Annotated in this window: 16 protein-coding genes and 3 pseudogenes; 10 read left to right on the top strand and 9 right to left on the bottom strand. The window is 57.4% G+C overall.

Going from position 1 to position 15,639, the window contains the following annotated elements:
• Nucleotides 1-73 precede the first annotated feature (73 nt).
• Genes QTJ18_RS01135 through QTJ18_RS01125 form a run of 3 tightly spaced genes read left to right on the top strand, consistent with a single transcriptional unit; the run spans nt 74 to nt 2,239 of the window.
• Nucleotides 74-814 carry a DUF6088 family protein gene (locus QTJ18_RS01135; protein WP_252755536.1) on the top strand — a complete coding sequence of 247 codons (741 nt, stop codon included), beginning with the start codon at nt 74-76 and terminating at the stop codon, nt 812-814.
• Nucleotides 795-1,904 (top strand): nucleotidyl transferase AbiEii/AbiGii toxin family protein, encoded by a 1,110-nt coding sequence (locus tag QTJ18_RS01130; RefSeq protein WP_252755537.1) that lies wholly within the window; start codon nt 795-797, stop codon nt 1,902-1,904. Before QTJ18_RS01135 ends, QTJ18_RS01130 begins: the two co-directional genes overlap by 20 nt.
• Nucleotides 1,904-2,239 (top strand): restriction endonuclease, encoded by a 336-nt coding sequence (locus QTJ18_RS01125; protein WP_367318029.1) that lies wholly within the window; start codon nt 1,904-1,906, stop codon nt 2,237-2,239. The genes QTJ18_RS01130 and QTJ18_RS01125 overlap by 1 nt, the downstream gene beginning before the upstream one ends.
• Here QTJ18_RS01125 and QTJ18_RS01120 read toward each other — a convergent pair.
• Nucleotides 2,224-2,555, bottom strand: a pseudogene (locus QTJ18_RS01120) (transposase); the annotation flags it as partial. The gene QTJ18_RS01125 and the pseudogene QTJ18_RS01120 sit on opposite strands and share 16 nt — an antisense overlap.
• Before the next feature lie 15 nt (nt 2,556-2,570).
• Nucleotides 2,571-2,873, bottom strand: a complete 303-nt coding sequence (locus QTJ18_RS01115; RefSeq protein WP_252755529.1) for a hypothetical protein — start codon at nt 2,871-2,873, stop codon at nt 2,571-2,573.
• 323 nt (nt 2,874-3,196) lie between these two features.
• Between QTJ18_RS01115 and QTJ18_RS01110 the strand changes: the two genes are divergently transcribed.
• The gene (locus tag QTJ18_RS01110; protein WP_252755530.1) at nt 3,197-5,152 is read left to right on the top strand and encodes a methyl-accepting chemotaxis protein; all 1,956 of its coding nucleotides are present in this window, start codon (nt 3,197-3,199) and stop codon (nt 5,150-5,152) included.
• 123 nt (nt 5,153-5,275) lie between these two features.
• Here QTJ18_RS01110 and QTJ18_RS01105 read toward each other — a convergent pair whose 3' ends face one another.
• Entirely contained in the window at nt 5,276-5,413 is a 138-nt protein-coding gene (locus QTJ18_RS01105) for a hypothetical protein (protein WP_252755531.1), read from the bottom strand.
• A gap of 292 nt (nt 5,414-5,705) precedes the next feature.
• Between QTJ18_RS01105 and QTJ18_RS01100 the strand changes: the two genes are divergently transcribed.
• On the top strand, nt 5,706-6,032 hold the full coding sequence (locus QTJ18_RS01100; protein ID WP_252755532.1) for an NHLP leader peptide family RiPP precursor: 327 nt from the start codon (nt 5,706-5,708) through the stop codon (nt 6,030-6,032).
• Nucleotides 6,033-6,421: 389 nt separating this feature from the next.
• Here QTJ18_RS01100 and QTJ18_RS01095 read toward each other — a convergent pair whose 3' ends face one another.
• Complete coding sequence (locus tag QTJ18_RS01095; protein ID WP_252755533.1) at nt 6,422-6,799, bottom strand: hypothetical protein; 378 nt, start codon at nt 6,797-6,799, stop codon at nt 6,422-6,424.
• A gap of 797 nt (nt 6,800-7,596) precedes the next feature.
• Here QTJ18_RS01095 and QTJ18_RS01090 point away from each other — a divergent pair.
• Nucleotides 7,597-7,869: a DUF6894 family protein gene (locus QTJ18_RS01090; protein WP_252755534.1), complete on the top strand. Its 273-nt coding sequence runs from the start codon at nt 7,597-7,599 to the stop codon at nt 7,867-7,869.
• 116 nt (nt 7,870-7,985) lie between these two features.
• Here the strand turns inward: QTJ18_RS01090 and QTJ18_RS01085 are convergent.
• Nucleotides 7,986-8,204, bottom strand: a pseudogene (locus QTJ18_RS01085) (AAA family ATPase); the annotation flags it as partial.
• A gap of 66 nt (nt 8,205-8,270) precedes the next feature.
• Nucleotides 8,271-8,633 (bottom strand): annotated as a pseudogene (locus QTJ18_RS01080) (cbb3-type cytochrome c oxidase subunit I); the annotation flags it as partial.
• An 81-nt stretch (nt 8,634-8,714) separates the two neighbouring features.
• On the opposite strand from QTJ18_RS01080, the gene QTJ18_RS01075 reads away from it, so the two are divergent.
• Nucleotides 8,715-10,252, top strand: a protein-coding gene (locus tag QTJ18_RS01075) for an IS3 family transposase (protein WP_301557735.1) whose coding sequence is annotated in 2 segments (ribosomal slippage) — nt 8,715-9,858 and nt 9,858-10,252 — 1,539 coding nt in all. Because the reading frame shifts where the segments join, the coding sequence is not laid out codon by codon here.
• A gap of 101 nt (nt 10,253-10,353) precedes the next feature.
• Entirely contained in the window at nt 10,354-10,731 is a 378-nt protein-coding gene (locus QTJ18_RS01070) for a cupin domain-containing protein (protein WP_252755039.1), read from the top strand.
• A 367-nt stretch (nt 10,732-11,098) separates the two neighbouring features.
• Here the strand turns inward: QTJ18_RS01070 and istB are convergent, their stop codons facing one another.
• Both istB and istA read right to left on the bottom strand, forming a co-directional pair.
• Nucleotides 11,099-11,980: an IS21-like element ISRel3 family helper ATPase IstB gene (gene istB, locus QTJ18_RS01065; protein WP_252755040.1), complete on the bottom strand. Its 882-nt coding sequence runs from the start codon at nt 11,978-11,980 to the stop codon at nt 11,099-11,101.
• Nucleotides 11,977-13,236, bottom strand: coding sequence for an IS21 family transposase (gene istA / locus QTJ18_RS01060; protein ID WP_252755041.1), 1,260 nt, complete (start codon nt 13,234-13,236; stop codon nt 11,977-11,979). The genes istB and istA overlap by 4 nt, the downstream gene beginning before the upstream one ends.
• A 117-nt stretch (nt 13,237-13,353) precedes the next feature.
• On the opposite strand from istA, the gene QTJ18_RS01055 reads away from it, so the two are divergent.
• The gene (locus QTJ18_RS01055; protein ID WP_252755042.1) at nt 13,354-13,587 is read left to right on the top strand and encodes a hypothetical protein; all 234 of its coding nucleotides are present in this window, start codon (nt 13,354-13,356) and stop codon (nt 13,585-13,587) included.
• Nucleotides 13,588-13,748: 161 nt separating this feature from the next.
• Here the strand turns inward: QTJ18_RS01055 and QTJ18_RS01050 are convergent, their stop codons facing one another.
• Nucleotides 13,749-14,552 carry an AraC family transcriptional regulator gene (locus QTJ18_RS01050; RefSeq protein WP_252755043.1) on the bottom strand — a complete coding sequence of 268 codons (804 nt, stop codon included), beginning with the start codon at nt 14,550-14,552 and terminating at the stop codon, nt 13,749-13,751.
• A gap of 73 nt (nt 14,553-14,625) precedes the next feature.
• Between QTJ18_RS01050 and QTJ18_RS01045 the strand changes: the two genes are divergently transcribed.
• The gene (locus QTJ18_RS01045; RefSeq protein ID WP_252755044.1) at nt 14,626-15,564 is read left to right on the top strand and encodes an NmrA family NAD(P)-binding protein; all 939 of its coding nucleotides are present in this window, start codon (nt 14,626-14,628) and stop codon (nt 15,562-15,564) included.
• Nucleotides 15,565-15,639: the final 75 nt, after the last annotated feature.

The raw sequence follows: 15,639 nt of genomic DNA, 5'->3' as shown, positions 1-15,639 counted from the left end.
TGGTCATTTGTGAACCTATTGCGCCTTGTGACCAAAATTTGTATATAATCTTTGGTCAAAAAGTAGGATGATTATGCCGGATCCCACGTCGGACACTCTGGAACGCATTCACCAAAGGATCGCAGGTGCGGCACCTTCGGGCGTTTGGTCCCGTTCCGATTTTCTCGACATTGCAACGCCTAATGCCGTCGAAAAGGCCCTGCAGAGGTTGACCAATCGCGGCGACATCCGCCGCCCTCATCGTGGTCTTTACGACAAACCAACTATCAGCCAACTGACCGGCAAGATGGTATTTCCGCCACGCGCCTCATTCATCGATGCCATCGCACGACGTGACAAGCTTCGTGTTTGCGTCGATGGCATGACGGCTGCCAATGATCTTGGCCTGACGACGGCCGTCCCCGCCAGGTCTACAATCTATGCGGACGCATATCCCCGAACCATCGAGATCGAGGCCAATGCCGGCGATACCGAGGCCACGAAGCCCGTGATCTACATCTTGGACTTCAAGCGCATTTCGGCAAAGACTGCGTTTTGGGCGGGCCGGCCGGCAATGCGAGTGATCCAGGCCCTCCATTGGTTTCGCGACGAGCGCGCCAATCTGGAGGCAGTTGTCGATGGTATCGTACGCTACCTGGCACGAAGCCCCCATAGGCAGCCGATCGTCGAGGATCTTCGCGAAAACATCCACGCCATCCCAGCCTGGATGTACCAGGCGGTGGAGACCATAACCGCCGATCCGCCGCCCCAGGAAGACGGAAGCACTCCGCCGGGCCGCGAGGGAATAGATGAACATGCGTCAGAGTTTCGTTGATATCCTTCGCTCGAGCGCTGACGAGCGGAGAGCACTATTCTCCGCCGCTGCGTCAGACCTGGAAACGCGTGCCGAGAACATCGAGAAGGATCTGTATGTCTGCTGGGTGCTGGACTTCTTGTTCAACCGGCGCAAGGATGATGCGATCGGCCTTTACTTCAAAGGCGGCACCAGCCTCAGCAAAGCATATAGCCTGATAAAGCGTTTCTCCGAAGACATCGACATCGGCATCTACAAAGCAGATTTAAAAGTTCCGCTGGAGGCAGATATCGCAGCCCTTCCCTCCGTCAATCAGCAGCAGAAGGCTCTTGCCGAGCAGGTCGACGAGGCAGCACGCCATTACATGTCCGGACCGCTCAAGCGTTCGCTCGATGAGGAAATCGCCGCGGTCGAGGGAGAGGCCGGGCAATCGGGACATTTCTCGCTCGACTTCGGATACGATCTCTACCGAAAGAAGGAGGCGCTCGATGTGCTGGTTCTTGGATACAAAAGTGTGTTTGACACCAGCGGCGGTTATGTCGAGGCGGCAGTGCGCATCGAAGGCGGGGCACGCCCAGATCCCGTTCCGGCCGAGAGGCGAGAGATCATTCCATACGTTGCTTCGGAAATGAGAAAGGGCACTGACCTGACGGTGCACAATGTAACGACCGTCAAGCCGGAGCGCACTTTTTGGGAGAAAGTGCTGATCCTTCACGCGATGACGGAGATGACGGAAAAACGAAGCATACAGGATAGTCCTGAGCTGAAAGTCCCAGACCTCAATCGATACTCGCGCCACTACTATGATGTTCATCAAATTTGGACGAATCCTGACTACGGCAAGGCCACTGCATCGATGCTCGATCTCGCTGAGGCTTGCCGCCGGCATAAAGAGCTAATGTTTCGCGCACCGGACCATCGATATGATCGAGCCGTGCCCGGTAGTTTTCGGCTGGTGCCCACGCCCGAGATGCGTAACAAACTCAAAGCCGACTACGAGAGAATGTCTGCCATGATATTTGGGACGCCGCCTGAATTTGTGTCGGTCATGACCAGTATTCAGGAGTTGGAGGCTCATCTCAACTCAACCGCGGATAAGCCTTCACTTTGATGGCAACCGCGAAGGATCCAGACGTTCACCGGAGCCGAACCATGACCGGCATCACAGCGGATAAGCTAAACGCTGCGCTGGGACTTATCGATCGCTTCGAGAATGGCGAACAACCTCTGGCGCCTCAGGATGCTGAGCAGCTCGTCAGAAGGATATTTGACGCCTGCGGCTACGAAGTAACCCAATCTGGTTTCGTTGGCGGCGATCAAGGCGTCGACTGTTACTTTAGCGGGTTGATCGACGGAAGAAATCAAACAGTCGCCGTTGAGGTAAGGGTTGGAAGAAGACCCGCGGACATCAAATGTGTTCAGCAGGCCTTCGCCATCATCGCTTGAAGGGGCGGTCGAGCTCCGCCTGGGCGAAATAAGCAGACGCCTTGCGCAATATCTCGTTGGCTTGACGAAGCTCGCGGTTCTCACGCTCCAGAGCCTTCATCTTCTCGGCCACGTCGCTCGGCAGGCCTGCTCGTTTGCCGGTGTCGACCTCGGTCTTCTTCACCCATTCATGCAGCGTGGCGGGCGAGCAGCCGATCTTGGCCGCAATAGATGAAACGGCAGCCCACCGCGAAGGGTGCTCGGCTTCGTGATCCAGCACCATACGAATGGCACGTTGACGGACTTCAGGTGAAAACTTATTCGTTGTCTTGCTCATAATGGCTCCACTTTCTCAGAAGTTGGAGCCTCCGGCAAACCCGGTGCGGTTCAAAGCGCTGATCGGCTGAAGTTGAAGTTTAGCGCCTTCAAGAGTGTCGCCACGTCGCCGGACCTGTCGTCGATAACCTTGGTCTTCGGGATCAACGATCGCCGAAAAAAGACGCCGCCCATTCCGACGCAAGGTCGGAATAGATGGCGCGTGCGGGATTTGCTCGAGGAGCGATGCCGCCCGCTCGGCGAACTGATGCGTGCCGCCGAGGTAAGCAGCCGGCAAGGAACCAGGCCGGATGCTGGTGAACTGAGTAATCTCATTCATTGTCTTGGATCATATTGTCTGCCAGGTAGCCGCTGCCTGCCAGGCCTGGGGTGTGGCGATGAGCCACTTGGGATTGCAGATGGGGAGAGACGCCGATCAAAGCCCGTCATTGCCGCCTCACGGCCGCAGCCACCCGTTGCAGGGGCATGCCGGGAGGGAGACTTGCCGGCAATTTCTAAGAATTACTTTGGCCGCCTGCTGCCGCCGCTTTACTCAATGTCAATCATGAAACGCTAATTTTAAAGACCCGCGTATGAAAGGCGGCGCCTTCCCGCTTCCGCCTGATGTTTGGCCCAGGAGTGGGGTTTTCCGAGCAAGTCCTGATGACACGCCCCAAAATAAAGACTGCACTTACAATTGCATTTGCGACCATTGGCTTCATTTTCGTCGGCTTTGCCGCTTTTACCCTTTCGAAAATGGTAGAGATCAACAGAAGCACCGAGGACATTGCCGGCAACTGGATGCCAAGTCTCGGTTTGGCAAAAACAGCTGACAACGCATTTACGGATATGCGGCTCGCTTGGAGAGGGCATGTCATCGCCAGCACCAAGGCCGCACAAGACCTGGCGGAGGCCGACGTCCAGAACGCTCGTTCAGCGTATTTGCAGGCACTTACAGATTATGAAAGGCTTGCGGTCACTCCGGCTGAACTCGAAGTGGTTAAGAACCTTCGCACTACCTTTGCCCAATATGATAAGTTGGCGGAGCAGTTGCGTGCGGCTTCATTGGCCGGAGACGATCTCACAGCTGAACGGATGGTCTTTGTTGACCTGAAACCCTTCGCCGTAAGCATCAACGAAGGATTGAGTAAGCTCATCGGTATCAACGAGAGAGGCGCGAGCCAATCTTTCGCCGATGGTCAGGAAGACTTCAACACGTCGCTGTACGTAGCACTTGCGCTTCTGGTTTTTGCCGCTGTGTGCATAAGCGGATCCATTTGGTTTGCGATCGCAGGCATTGCCAAGCCAATCCAGACTATCACCGACGCAATGAAAAACCTCGCTTCGGGCGATGTGCACACGCCGATCCCATACGAAGGTCGCGCCGATGAAATTGGTGACATGGCTGCTGCCGTGGATGTTTTCCGCAGGAACGCCATTGAGACAAAGCGACTTGAGGGTGAGGCACAAAGCCAGCGCCACCTGACCGAAGAGCAGCAACGTCGGACTGCCGAGCAGGATCGCATTCGGGCTGAAGAAATGAGCCAGGCCACTCAGAGCCTCGCTGAAGGCCTGAAGGAACTGGCATCGGGAAATCTGTCTGTCCAGCTCAGTCAATCATTTGCACAGGACTTTGAAGGCTTGCGCAAGGACTTCAACCTCGCCATCGAACAGCTGCGGCAGACCCTATCGACAGTGGCTCAGGCGACGCACGCTATTGACGGCGGATCGAGAGAGATCAGTGCAAGCGCGGATGACTTGTCCAAACGCACCGAGCAACAGGCGGCATCACTTGAGGAAACGGCTGCCGCCTTGGACCAGATCACGACCAATGTCGCGAACTCCACAAAACGAGCAGAAGAGGCACGCGCTGTCGCCGTGCAGGCAAACGAAGGAGCACGCCAATCGGGTGGTGTTGTGGCCAACGCCGTGAATGCAATGGGTCGGATTGAAGAATCGTCGGGCCAGATCTCCAATATCATCGGCGTAATCGACGATATCGCCTTCCAGACGAATCTCCTCGCCCTGAACGCAGGTGTGGAAGCCGCTCGCGCTGGTGAGGCAGGGAAAGGTTTTGCTGTCGTCGCCCAGGAAGTGCGCGAACTTGCACAACGGTCGGCTCAGGCCGCTCGGGAAATCAAGAGCCTCATCAGCAAGTCCACGGTTGAGGTCGAGACCGGTGTTAAGCTGGTAAGCGAAACAGGCGAGGCCCTGAAGAAAATCGAGGGCTATATCGTGACCATCAACCAACATATGGATGCCATAGCAACGTCTGCACGCGAGCAATCTGTCGGACTTTCGGAGGTGAACCGGGCAGTCAATCAGATGGATCAGGTGACGCAGCAAAATGCGGCCATGGTGGAGGAAGCCAGTGCCGCCGGGGCGACACTAGCCAATGAAGCAAACCGTATGCGTGAGCTGGTGTCTCATTTCAAGTTGGGCACATCGCCGAGCGATGCAACCGGCTCGCACAGACCAGCGTTGATTGGCACTGCATCGGCCAATGCTTCTGTGCCTTCGGCGCCAAGATCCATGGTCAGCAAGATTTCCAGGGCTTTTGGTGGACGTGGCGTGGCGGCAACCGCAGCTGCGGTTAAAGACGATTGGCAGGAGTTCTGAGCTTGGACAGATAAAGGAAAACAAGACAGAAGGCTGCCAATCGGCGGCCTTTTCAATGGTCTGCGAGAGCGACCGCGCGCCGATGGTTGGCACTTTGGCCACGGCCCTGATTGAACGGTAGTGCTATAAGACCGGGCTTGTCTTCTGCAGGAACGAAAAGATCAGCCGCATGAGGCCGAAGATCGGGTCCAGGCGGTCGTGGCTTGGCACGATGGTGACGCATGTGCCGGCATAGCTACCCTGCTGCAGTATTGCGGACACTTCCGCTCCCAGGTGGCGCCATCCTCGGTCGATGAGGCGGGCGTTCAGGGGATGGACACCCAAACATCCGCGACGAATAATGCCATGAAGCAGCACTAGGAGCTGATTAAACCTACAGTTACTAAATCGAAGTCAGCCCAGAATTCGCCGAGTTTCAGCATCGCCTGCGCCTTGCTTGGTCTGCCAGCGGTGATTAGTTCCACATATGCGCCAGTGAGGCCGCCGCATGCCAAGTTTGCAAAGACCAGGGCGGCCACGACGGGACTGCCGAGAAACGTTCAAGGAGAAGACGATGACTGACAGTGCAATGGACGCACGTGCTGCCTTTGAGGGCGCAATCCGGGCCAGGGCAGCGACGGACCCGGCGTTCCGGGCTCAGCTCTCGGAACAACCGATTCAAGCCATTAAGGCGGCCTTCGGATTCGACATGCCGTCTGAACTCAAGCTGCAAATCGTCACGGAAAAGCCGGGCGAAATGGTGGTGGTCCTGCCTAGTCCAAGCGGAGAACTGTTAGAAGATGAACTCGATGCAGTCTCGGGTGGGTTCTCTTTAAACCACTTGCTCACACTTATTAAGCCCATTGCAGGAAGCGTCGTACTGAAAAAAAATCTACCGTGATATCAAGCTCAACGGCAATGCGGGTGGGCCATCCGAGTTGCCGAATCAAGTATTGTCAGTGGTGCAGCTCTTGATCCACCGGCGCGCCGACTTACTAACGGGCGCACTGTTGACGTAAGGGCGCCTTTGAGCCAAGCAGCGCAGATAGGGCAATACCGGCGACCTTATTGTGCCAGCATCTACTTAATCTGGGCAGACAACTGCTTTTCCAGACAGCGGACGGTGAATTCGAATTGGCCGAATTGCTGCATCTAGCCCCGTGAACAATTCCAGCGATCTGGTGCTGATGATGGATGCGTCGCGTTGTACGTGAGCGTCGCAAATACCTAGCCGGTAACGGATCATGATCTGAGGGCGCCGGCACCGGTCACCAACGCCCGCTCTGCGACTTACCGCTTTGTCAGCACTGCGGTGTTTTTTGCTGGCTTGCCGTTGTTGCCCATGCCTGCAGCTGTAATGCGAGCCTTGCTTTCGCCCTGCATCGTCATTGTCGCTTTCCAGCCGTTGTTGTCATCGAGGCTGACGCTATTCCCTTTTGCGGTTCCGGTTGCCTTGGGACGAGCAAAACCGTTGTTAGTCCAGTATGTGACTTTTCCGCCGGCAATCTTTACTGTAGTCCGTCCACCTGCGCTGCTCATCCCGGACCACGTGCCGTCCCAGGCGCTTGCTTGAGACTGCGTCTTCTTCTGAGCAGCTACCGCCGGCGTCAACGACACACCAATTGCGGCTGCAACTGCAAGCATGAAAGCGAGTATGACATTGCGCATAAAATCTCCTCTAAGTTGACGCGCGACTCTAGCCCCGATTCTTCTTCGCTGTCATCACTCAGATGGGTGAGCTGGATAGATGATGGGGCGCTTGGCCAAGATCCGCCCCTTGTGACGCACGTTGCGCAGTGGTGTTCCTGCCGGTATCGGCGGCTACTAATCTTAGCCCACCAATTTTGGTTTAGGTCGACACGTAGTGCGAACGCTGAGTGAACAGGCCATGAACGTATTGATACTCACTATGCTAAAGTCAGGTGTCGTTCATCGTCCTGCCTTCCTGTTAATTAACCATTAACTAAGATTGACGCTGACAATGCCTCAAAGAAATTGCACAACGCGGGGTATGTCCACGTTCCGCACCTGTCTTGCCATTTTGATCGTGTCGCTGTTCGCTCTTGTATTTGTCGGACTGCCGCTAGTCTCTCTGTGCCTGTCGGCGCATAGCGCGCTGACCGGCTCCGTAAGCGCGCTTCACGTGTGCGCATGGATACACCTTGTTTTGCTGACCCTGTCAGCGTATTACTTTTACGACTTCTTTGACTGGCCACGCCGTAGGTGACGTTGCCGTTTCCTTATGGACAGTTCGGCACCGCCGCGTCAGGATGCAGTGCCGATGTTCGGTCGGCACGGGATCGCCGTGAGTTTATCTAACGCCCCCCACACGGCGGTCCCATCCCTTCTTCGTGGGAAGATCATGATCCTGCGTCAGTCCACAAGCGTGTGATGACTGCTGCAACAATCTTTACGGAACCTTTGGCTGATATGCCTGTTCGTCAACAAGAAACAGGCCGTAGATCATGCCACAGTTCTTCCTGCACCTTATCGTACCGGACGGCGTCGTCCACGATTCCGAGGGTTCAAGTTATCCTGACCTTACAAGCGCGAAGACGGTCGCCATCAGAGCCCTACGCGAGATCGTCAGTGAGCGCCTTATGAATGGGCTCGATCTCGACGTTGACGGCATCCAGATTGCGGGCGCCGACGGCGAACTTCTCGTGACAGTCACTGTCCTGGAGGCGGTTGCCCCGACCATAACGGCTGAGATGTTTCAAGGCAGCGAGGATCATTAGTCGGCGCACAGTCAGCTTGGTGTTTTGCCTTGATGACCATATCCTCGGCTGGCTCCGGAACCTTGGCTTGGTCCGGTGATGCCTCAGGCCAGTCCGCGTTATCATGCAGCGAAACGATCGGCTGCGGCAAGATCGTCATGGCAGGATACGGTGGTGAGGGGCAGGCCAAGTTTTTCAGCCATATGGCTGACAAAGCGGGTCTTGCCGCAGCCTGTCGGCCCCTTGAGGAGGAGCGGTAATTGCCGCGTCCAGGCGGTCTCAAATACAAGGCATTCGTTGCCCAGAGGGGAATAGGCCGGGATTTCAGGTTCAAGATTGCGGGCGATGATATTCATGGGACTGATCCTTGCATGGTCGGAGAAAGCCCCGCCGCCTCAGGAAAGGCAGGCGGGGCAGAAACGTCACTCGGCAGGTTCGGCATAGCCGCCAAATGCAGGAGCCTTTTCCTTGCCCGGCATCAAGACCGCCCAGACAAATATCAGGGCAGAGACCAGCACAACCACGCCGGAGCCGAGACGCACCCAGTAGAACAGAGCCAACTGGTCCTGCACCGCCATGTAGCTTTCACCCAGCACGCGCTGCAGATGCACCTGCAGCACACCGGCAAAGGTAAGCGCGAAGGTCATCACCGACACCGCCATGCACATCATCCAGAAGCTGATGATCGAGAGCCACTGATTGTAGGGCTGGCGGCCCCGCATTTCCGGAATGGCATAGGCCATGATCGCGAGGTTGAGCATCACATAGGCGCCAAAGAAAGCGAGTGTTGATTTGCACTGAGAGCTGACCCGGGATCGCGGGATAGGGGGTGCGGACGAAAGCTTGGACCACCAAGGAGGTAGTTCATGTATTCCTACGCAGACAGACTTCGAGCGGTCGAGCTGTATCTCAGGCTGGGCAAGCGACTTAACGCGACCATTCGGCAGTTGGGTTATCCTACAAAGAATGCGCTGAAGGGCTGGTACCGGGAGTACGTCGAGAACCGCGACTTGCGTGTTCAGGCGGTAGCTCGAGCACCGAAATTCTCCGAGGCCCAAAAGCAGGCCGCACTTGAGCACTTTCGCACCCATGATCGTTGCATCTCCGCGACGATGAGGGCGCTCGGCTATCCTGGAAGAGGAACACTGACCGCTTGGGTTCGTGAGGCGTTTCCGGAGACGCAAACATCGATGGTCGGTCGGTCATGGCATCCGGGTTATAGCGAGGATGTTCGGCAGGCTGGTGTCATCGGGCTATACGGTGGAGATGAAACCGCACAACAGGTAGCTGACCGACTGGGCGTCTCAAGGCCGACCTTGTACAGCTGGAAGGACCAGCTTCTCGGTCATGAGGCCCCATCATCCATGAAACGCCGCAAAGCGAACTCCAAGGTGCCTGAACGTGATGAACTCGAGCGACAGCTTGAAGTCCTGCAGCGTGATATCCGCCAGTTGCAACTTGAGCATGATCTCCTGAAGAAGGCCAACGAACTCATAAAAAAAGACCTGGGCGTCGATCTGCAGATCCTGAGCAATCGGGAGAAGACACAGCTGATTGACGCCCTGAAGGAAGTTTATCGCTTGCCAGAGCTGCTGGCCCAGCTCCGAATTGCCCGGAGCTCCTACTTTTACCATCGCACACGCATGTGTCTGGCAGACAAGTATGCCGCCATTCGTCACAGCCTTGCGGAAATCTTCGAAGCAAACCGTCGCTGCTACGGCTATCGCCGATTGCAGGCGTCGCTGGCCAGGCAGAACGTGACAATCTCGGAAAAGGTTGTGCAGCGTTTGATGAAGCAAGAGCAGTTGGTCGTCGCCAGGCCGCGTCGACGGCGGTTTGGATCATATCTGGGAGAAATCAGCCCGGCGCCCGAGAACCTGATCAATCGCGACTTCCATGCAAAAGCGCCGAACGTAAAATGGCTGACGGATATCACCGAGTTCCAGATCCCGGCCGGGAAGGTGTGCCTCTCGCCCATCATCGACTGCTTCGACGGCATGGTAATCAGTTCGCGATTGGAACGCAACCAGATGCGGGTCTCGTCAATACCATGCTGGATGCAGCCATCAGGACCGTGACCAACAGGGAGGACCGGCCAATCATACATTCCGATCGCGGAGCTCATTATCGTTGGCCCGGCTGGCTAACACGGATCAGCAACGCGCAGATGGTTCGCTCAATGTCCCGGAAGGGCTGCTCACAAGACAACGCTGCATGCGAAGGCTTCTTCGGCCGGTTGAAAACGGAACTCTTCTATCCACGAGATTGGAAAACCATCACGATCGAACAGTTCGTCACCGAGGTGGATGCTTACATCCGCTGGTACAACGAGAAGCGCATCAAGATATCGCTAGGCTCGCTCAGCCCGGTCGAGTATCGTCAGAGCCTCGGCCTGAACTTATGAAGCAGTCCAACTTTTTATCCGCACCCCCCCGGGTCAGTTCTCAGCGCAAATCAACAAACCAATACAGGCGGAGGCCACCGCCTCAACAGAGGAGTGAAGTTATGGTCCCCGAAAAGATCGACATATTGGCGGCGGTCGACAGGCAGATCGCGATGGTCTTCGATCCGCATGTCGTCGCCGACGTCAACGACGCGCAGGTCAAGGTCGCCAAGTTCGGCGCGGAGTTCGACTGGCACTCCCATGCGCGCGAGGACGAAGCGTTCCTGGTAATCCGCGGGCGCATCGCCATCGATTTTCGCGACGGCGTGGTTGAACTCGGCGAGGGGGAGTTCCTGGTCGTGCCCCGCGGGGTCGAGCACCGGCCGCGATCGCTGAGCCTGGAACCGGTGGTGCTGATGTTCGAACCGGCCTCCACCCTAAACACCGGCGAAAGCGTCAGCGATCGGACCGTGTCGAACCTGAAGCGCCTAGGTGCCTAAACGGGCTCGCACGCTTGACGACGCGAGGGTGAAGGGTGAAACGAATGAACTGCCTAATCTCGGATGAGTTTCCTCTCCGCGCGACTCAGAGTTTGCGTTACGATCTCCTCGAGCTCTTAACCGAGGAAGACCTACAGTTCCGGCTTCCGGGAGACAACCTGACGTTAGGCGCACTATGCGAGGAGCACGGCCAGATCCAATTCGTTTACATCCGGTCGTTCGTGACGTTTCGCATCGACTGGTCGCTCCGTTACAGCGATCCCAGAACCGCTTGTACGGTCGCCAAGCTGCAACGTTGGTGGACGGAGCTCGACGATGTCAATGCCGCGTGAATTTTCCCCAGAAGTGCCGAAGTAAAATTCCCCAATTATGCCGATGTGGGCGCCAGGGAGAATTGAGGATTTTTCGGCGGCCGCCCTCGTGGTTTTTGAGGTGGGGCGAAGGCCGGAGGTGCGATGAGGGCTTTGGATCGGACATGTTCCGGCATCAGCTCTGCGTGCTGCCGGAGCCGATAGCTTGATCCTTCTATCTGCACGACGACGGCATGGTGAAGCAGTCTGTCGAGCAGTGCCGTTGCGACAACGGGATCGCCGAAGACATCGCCCCATTCTGCAAAGCCGCGATTTGACGTCAGGATCATGGCACCACGTTCATACCGGGCGTTGACGAGCTGGAAGAATAGATTGCCGCCGCCCTGGACGACGGGCAGGTAGCCGATCTCATCGACGATCAGTAGGCTCGGCCTGCAGAAGAAGCGGATACGCTCCTGGAGTCGACCTTCGCGTTCGGAACGGGCAAGCGAACCAATCAGGTCAGCGAGGGTCGTGAAGTATACGCTCTTTCCAGCTTTGACGGCTTCAACGCCGAGCGCCGTGGCAAGATGGCTTTTTCCAGTTCCAGGCGGGCCAAGGAAATGCACAGCCTCGTGCCGATCAACGAAGCCGAGCTGCGCCAGGGTGAAGATGCGATCTCGGTCGAGTGAAGGCTGGAAGGTGAAGTCGAAGCCAGCGAGTGTCTTGATCGTAGCGAGCCTGCCCATGCGCAGCGCCGTCTTGATGCGGCTGTTCTCACGCAGGGTCAGTTCCTCCGAAAGGAGGATGTCGATGGCCTCAAGTGCAGATAGCTCGCCGTGTTCGAGGCGGCGCACGACATGGTCAAGCGCTTCCAATGCGCGCGGCATCTTCAGGCCGACGAGATCATGCCGAATACGGTCAATCATGGACGGAATGGCATCGAGGGTGGCGCTCATGGCCTGTTCTCCTGCGCCAGGACCTTGCCGACGGCATCATAGAAGGCGAGCGACCGCTGCAGCACGGTGTCGCCGACAGGTTTGACGATGTGGGACTCATCCCGTGTCCTGGGCCGGTGTTGTGGCTGAATAGGTCGCCGATGATCCGGATGAACCCGGCGCTGTTTGCGGCCCTCCAGAACGGGATGAGCTGCGATCAGCGTGCCGCTCTCGAATATGCGGACCTCGTCAGCGAGAGAATGGACTTCGACCATCCGGCTTCGCGTAGCATCCGGAACGCTGTAGGTGTTGCCGCCAACGCTGACCATGCCCTCACGCGACACCCGGCGTTCCAGCTTCAGGACGGCTCTGAACGGTGCCAGCGGCAATGGTCGCAGGTGCGGCCGCTCCTCTGCGAAAGCTTCATTGACGACGCGAAGGGTAGTGGCATGCTTTCTTGGATTGGCGACGGTGTCCAGCCAGTGCTGGAGTTGAGCATTCAGGTCGTCGAGATTGCGGAACGTGCGAGCCAGGAAGAAGTCCTCGCGGATATAGCGGAACGGTCGCTCGACCTTGCCCTTGGTCTTCGCCCGGTAAGGCTTACATGCCTTCGGGTGGAAGCCGTAATGACGGGCCAGGTCGATGAGAGCACGGTTATAGACGATGCCCTCGGTCTGACCTTCGCCAATGACGGCCGTCTTCATCCGGTCGTAAAGCACCTCGCTGGGAGCGCCACCAAGAGCTTCGAAGGCGGCGATGTGGCAGCGCAGGACAGTCGGCAGGTTTTGATGCATGACGAAGCGCGCCCAGATGAGGCGGCTGTGCCCCAGCACCATGGAAAACAGCCAGACGATCCTCGGCGTCATGGGTTCGTCGGTGAAGACGACGTGGAGCTGGGCGAAATCAACCTGAGCCTGCTCGCCGGGTGGCGTCTCGAAACGAACCTCATAGCCCAGAGCTGTCGGAGGTCGCACATCGCGGAGAAAATCCGTCACTGCCGTGTAGCCTCCAGTATAGCCGCGCTCCCGCAGCTCTCGCAGCAGTCGACTGCCAGTGAGGCCTGGATAGGTCTTCACCCGTTCCCGCAGGTAGGCGGCAAACGGATCGATCACCGTCGTACGCGGCTTTCGTGGGCCATAGGCTGGAGCCTCAAGTCCCCGTTCGATGTATTTGCGCACCGTTTTGCGGTCGATGCCCGTTTGTCTGGAAATGGCCGACACTGTCAGGCCCTCCTGATGCAGTTCCAGGATCATGATCGTCTCCCTCAGCTTGATCACCAAAATCCCCCTTCCGACCATCGAAAGGAGTATTGGCGATGACGCGCCGCCGGTCTTCCGGCGCGCGCCCCGGAAGACCGGCGGCCACAGCACCTGGGGAAGATTCAAACGGCACTATTGGGGAGTATTGCTCCGGTACTGACAGACGACGAGTTCGAGCAGGTTGTGGGGCGCTACTCGGACCTTGACCTGAACACACGGACCATTGATCGGGGCCACTGGGCGCCGACGGCTTTCGTCCAATTCCAGATCTACCGCGAGGCGGTGCTGATTTTTCTCGGCAAGGCGGTGATCTACCTCAAGGCGATGCAGAAGCCGCTTTCAGCGCAGTGGTGCGAGCAGATCGGCTGATTATCTGCGCCGAGCCACGGACAGCGACAACCGGCACAACGGTCATGGCACACCAGCCTTGGAGCCCCAAGAGAGCTGCGTTGCAGGCGTGTTCGCCTAGAATGGGTTCGAACCAGCGCCCGATCATCCAGCCACCCCCCCGGGTCAGTTCTCAGCGCAAATCAACAATCAGCAAAGTAGCGCGATGGCGTGGTCCCAAGTGCCTTTCGGAACATCACGATGAAGGCCGTTGTGGATTCGTACCCTAGATCACCTGCGACCCGCTGAACTGTTGCACCGCCTGCAAGTTCCCGCAGCGCGATGACCAAATGCAGCTGGCGCCGCCAACGGCCGAAGCTCAATCCCGTCTTTTGGACCATAAGCCTCTTCAACGTTCGCTCACTGATGGCGACATGCTCGGCCCACTGGGCGAGGGTACGCCGATCACTCGGGTTTGCCAAAAGCGCTGTAGCGATCAAGGCAATCTTTGGATGGTCGGATACAGGCAGCTCCAGCCTCTCACGCGGCATCAATGCCAGCTCATCGAGCATGACACGCGCGAGGCGATCGACATGAGCGTCGGGCACATCCCTTTCCGCTAGGTCCGCAATCCGGTGTATCATCTCCCGAAGCATCGGCGATACCGAAAGGGTGCAGCATTCACCCGGAAGTGCGGCCGCGCCGGGCTCGACAAACAGGTATGTCAGACGAGCATTGGGTGTGACCTTATTGCTGTGAGGAACGCCGCCTGGTACCCACAGTCCACAGTCGGGTGGAACGACCCACATCCCACTTTCCGCGGTGCACGTAACCGCGCCATGGAGCGCTAGGATCAGTTGACCCTGCGGGTGCTGGTGCTGCACCCCCTCTGCTTCATACTCGGCGAAGTCCACTCTGAAGGCCATCGCCGGCCCATGCGAGAGGCTCAGATCTATCGTGGTACCGCAAAGCGGCTTATTCGAAGGTTGGCCCAATTTCGAGATCATATGGCATTATCTCCACTTTTTCCCATAAGACAATGCTGTAAGAATTGGCTCAGCAAACTGTAGGAGATGAGCCATGCGCATTGCTGTGGTTGGGGCGACCGGCAGGATCGGTGCCCGACTTACCGAAAACCTCTTGGCCAAAGGCCATTCAGTCAAAGCTCTTTCGAGAGGAGGGCCTGCCCTTGATGCGCTTGTCGCGAAAGGGGCAGAACCGTTCATTGGCAGCTTCGACACGGGCGATGGTGAGCTTGGCAGGTTCTTCGAAGACGCCGACGCCGCCTTCCTGATGGTCAAAACCCTTTGGGGGGCAGAGGACTTTCACGGACACTACCCTGCGGTCGCGCTTCGGTTTTTCGACGCACTTCGGGATTCCCCGGTGAAGTTTGCCGTGAGCCTGACCGCAATGGGATCCGAACTCAGTGGAAACACAGGCCATTTTCAGGGCTTCCATATCCTGGACCAAATCCTCAACCGGCTACGCGATATAACCCTGGTGCACCTGCAGGGTGGCTGGTTCATGGAGGACCTGTCCAGGTGGGCGGATGCAATCGCGCAGCACGATAGGATTGGCTTTACGCTAGCCCCCGATGTCAAAGCGCCCTGGGTTTCCATTCATGACCTCGCTGATTTCGCGGCGAAGGAGTTTGAAACGCCGACTGACGAGCACCGGTCCGTAGAGCAACTGGGCATCGATTACACGATGACCGAGATCGCCGCGACGATCGGTCGGGCGCTCGGCAAAGAGGTGGATTATCGCTTTGTCGATCCGAGCGATCCCGAGGTCGAAACGATATTTCGGGAAAAGTTTGGAACGCTCGATCGTTGGGTCTATGACAAGAACACCGCGGCGGCTATTAACGATGGGCGGGTCAAGTTCCTCAATGATCGTCCAGCGCTGCCCACAACCATGGAAGAGTTCGCCAAGGACACCCTGAGACCGCTGATCGAGAAGGCGCAGACGGACAGCGCCAAACCAGAGAGCTTTTTGACGTGGTGCTCAAAGCGAGAATAGCGAGTAGATAGGGGATCCCCAGCGTCGCGATCGCTCCAACCCCGTAGGGGAACGCCCGCGGCTGGTATGAATGGA

The organism is Rhizobium sp. SSA_523 (genome assembly GCF_030435705.1).
Taxonomy (GTDB): domain Bacteria; phylum Pseudomonadota; class Alphaproteobacteria; order Rhizobiales; family Rhizobiaceae; genus Neorhizobium.
The sequence above is the reverse complement of the archived record's forward strand: the minus strand, read 5'-3'. Positions and strand labels throughout refer to the sequence as shown.

Bases quoted from the DNA above. Each gene is read 5' to 3' on its own strand.
- QTJ18_RS01135 (WP_252755536.1), top strand. From the start codon at position 74: ATGCCGGATCCCACGTCGGACACTCTGGAACGCATTCACCAAAGGATC.
- QTJ18_RS01130 (WP_252755537.1), top strand. From the start codon at position 795: ATGCGTCAGAGTTTCGTTGATATCCTTCGCTCGAGCGCTGACGAGCGG.
- QTJ18_RS01125 (WP_367318029.1), top strand. From the start codon at position 1,904: ATGGCAACCGCGAAGGATCCAGACGTTCACCGGAGCCGAACCATGACC.
- QTJ18_RS01115 (WP_252755529.1), bottom strand. From the start codon at position 2,873: ATGAATGAGATTACTCAGTTCACCAGCATCCGGCCTGGTTCCTTGCCG.
- QTJ18_RS01110 (WP_252755530.1), top strand. From the start codon at position 3,197: ATGACACGCCCCAAAATAAAGACTGCACTTACAATTGCATTTGCGACC.
- QTJ18_RS01100 (WP_252755532.1), top strand. From the start codon at position 5,706: ATGACTGACAGTGCAATGGACGCACGTGCTGCCTTTGAGGGCGCAATC.
- QTJ18_RS01095 (WP_252755533.1), bottom strand. From the start codon at position 6,799: ATGCGCAATGTCATACTCGCTTTCATGCTTGCAGTTGCAGCCGCAATT.
- QTJ18_RS01090 (WP_252755534.1), top strand. From the start codon at position 7,597: ATGCCACAGTTCTTCCTGCACCTTATCGTACCGGACGGCGTCGTCCAC.
- QTJ18_RS01070 (WP_252755039.1), top strand. From the start codon at position 10,354: ATGGTCCCCGAAAAGATCGACATATTGGCGGCGGTCGACAGGCAGATC.
- istB (WP_252755040.1), bottom strand. From the start codon at position 11,980: ATGAGCGCCACCCTCGATGCCATTCCGTCCATGATTGACCGTATTCGG.
- QTJ18_RS01050 (WP_252755043.1), bottom strand. From the start codon at position 14,552: ATGATCTCGAAATTGGGCCAACCTTCGAATAAGCCGCTTTGCGGTACC.
- QTJ18_RS01045 (WP_252755044.1), top strand. From the start codon at position 14,626: ATGCGCATTGCTGTGGTTGGGGCGACCGGCAGGATCGGTGCCCGACTT.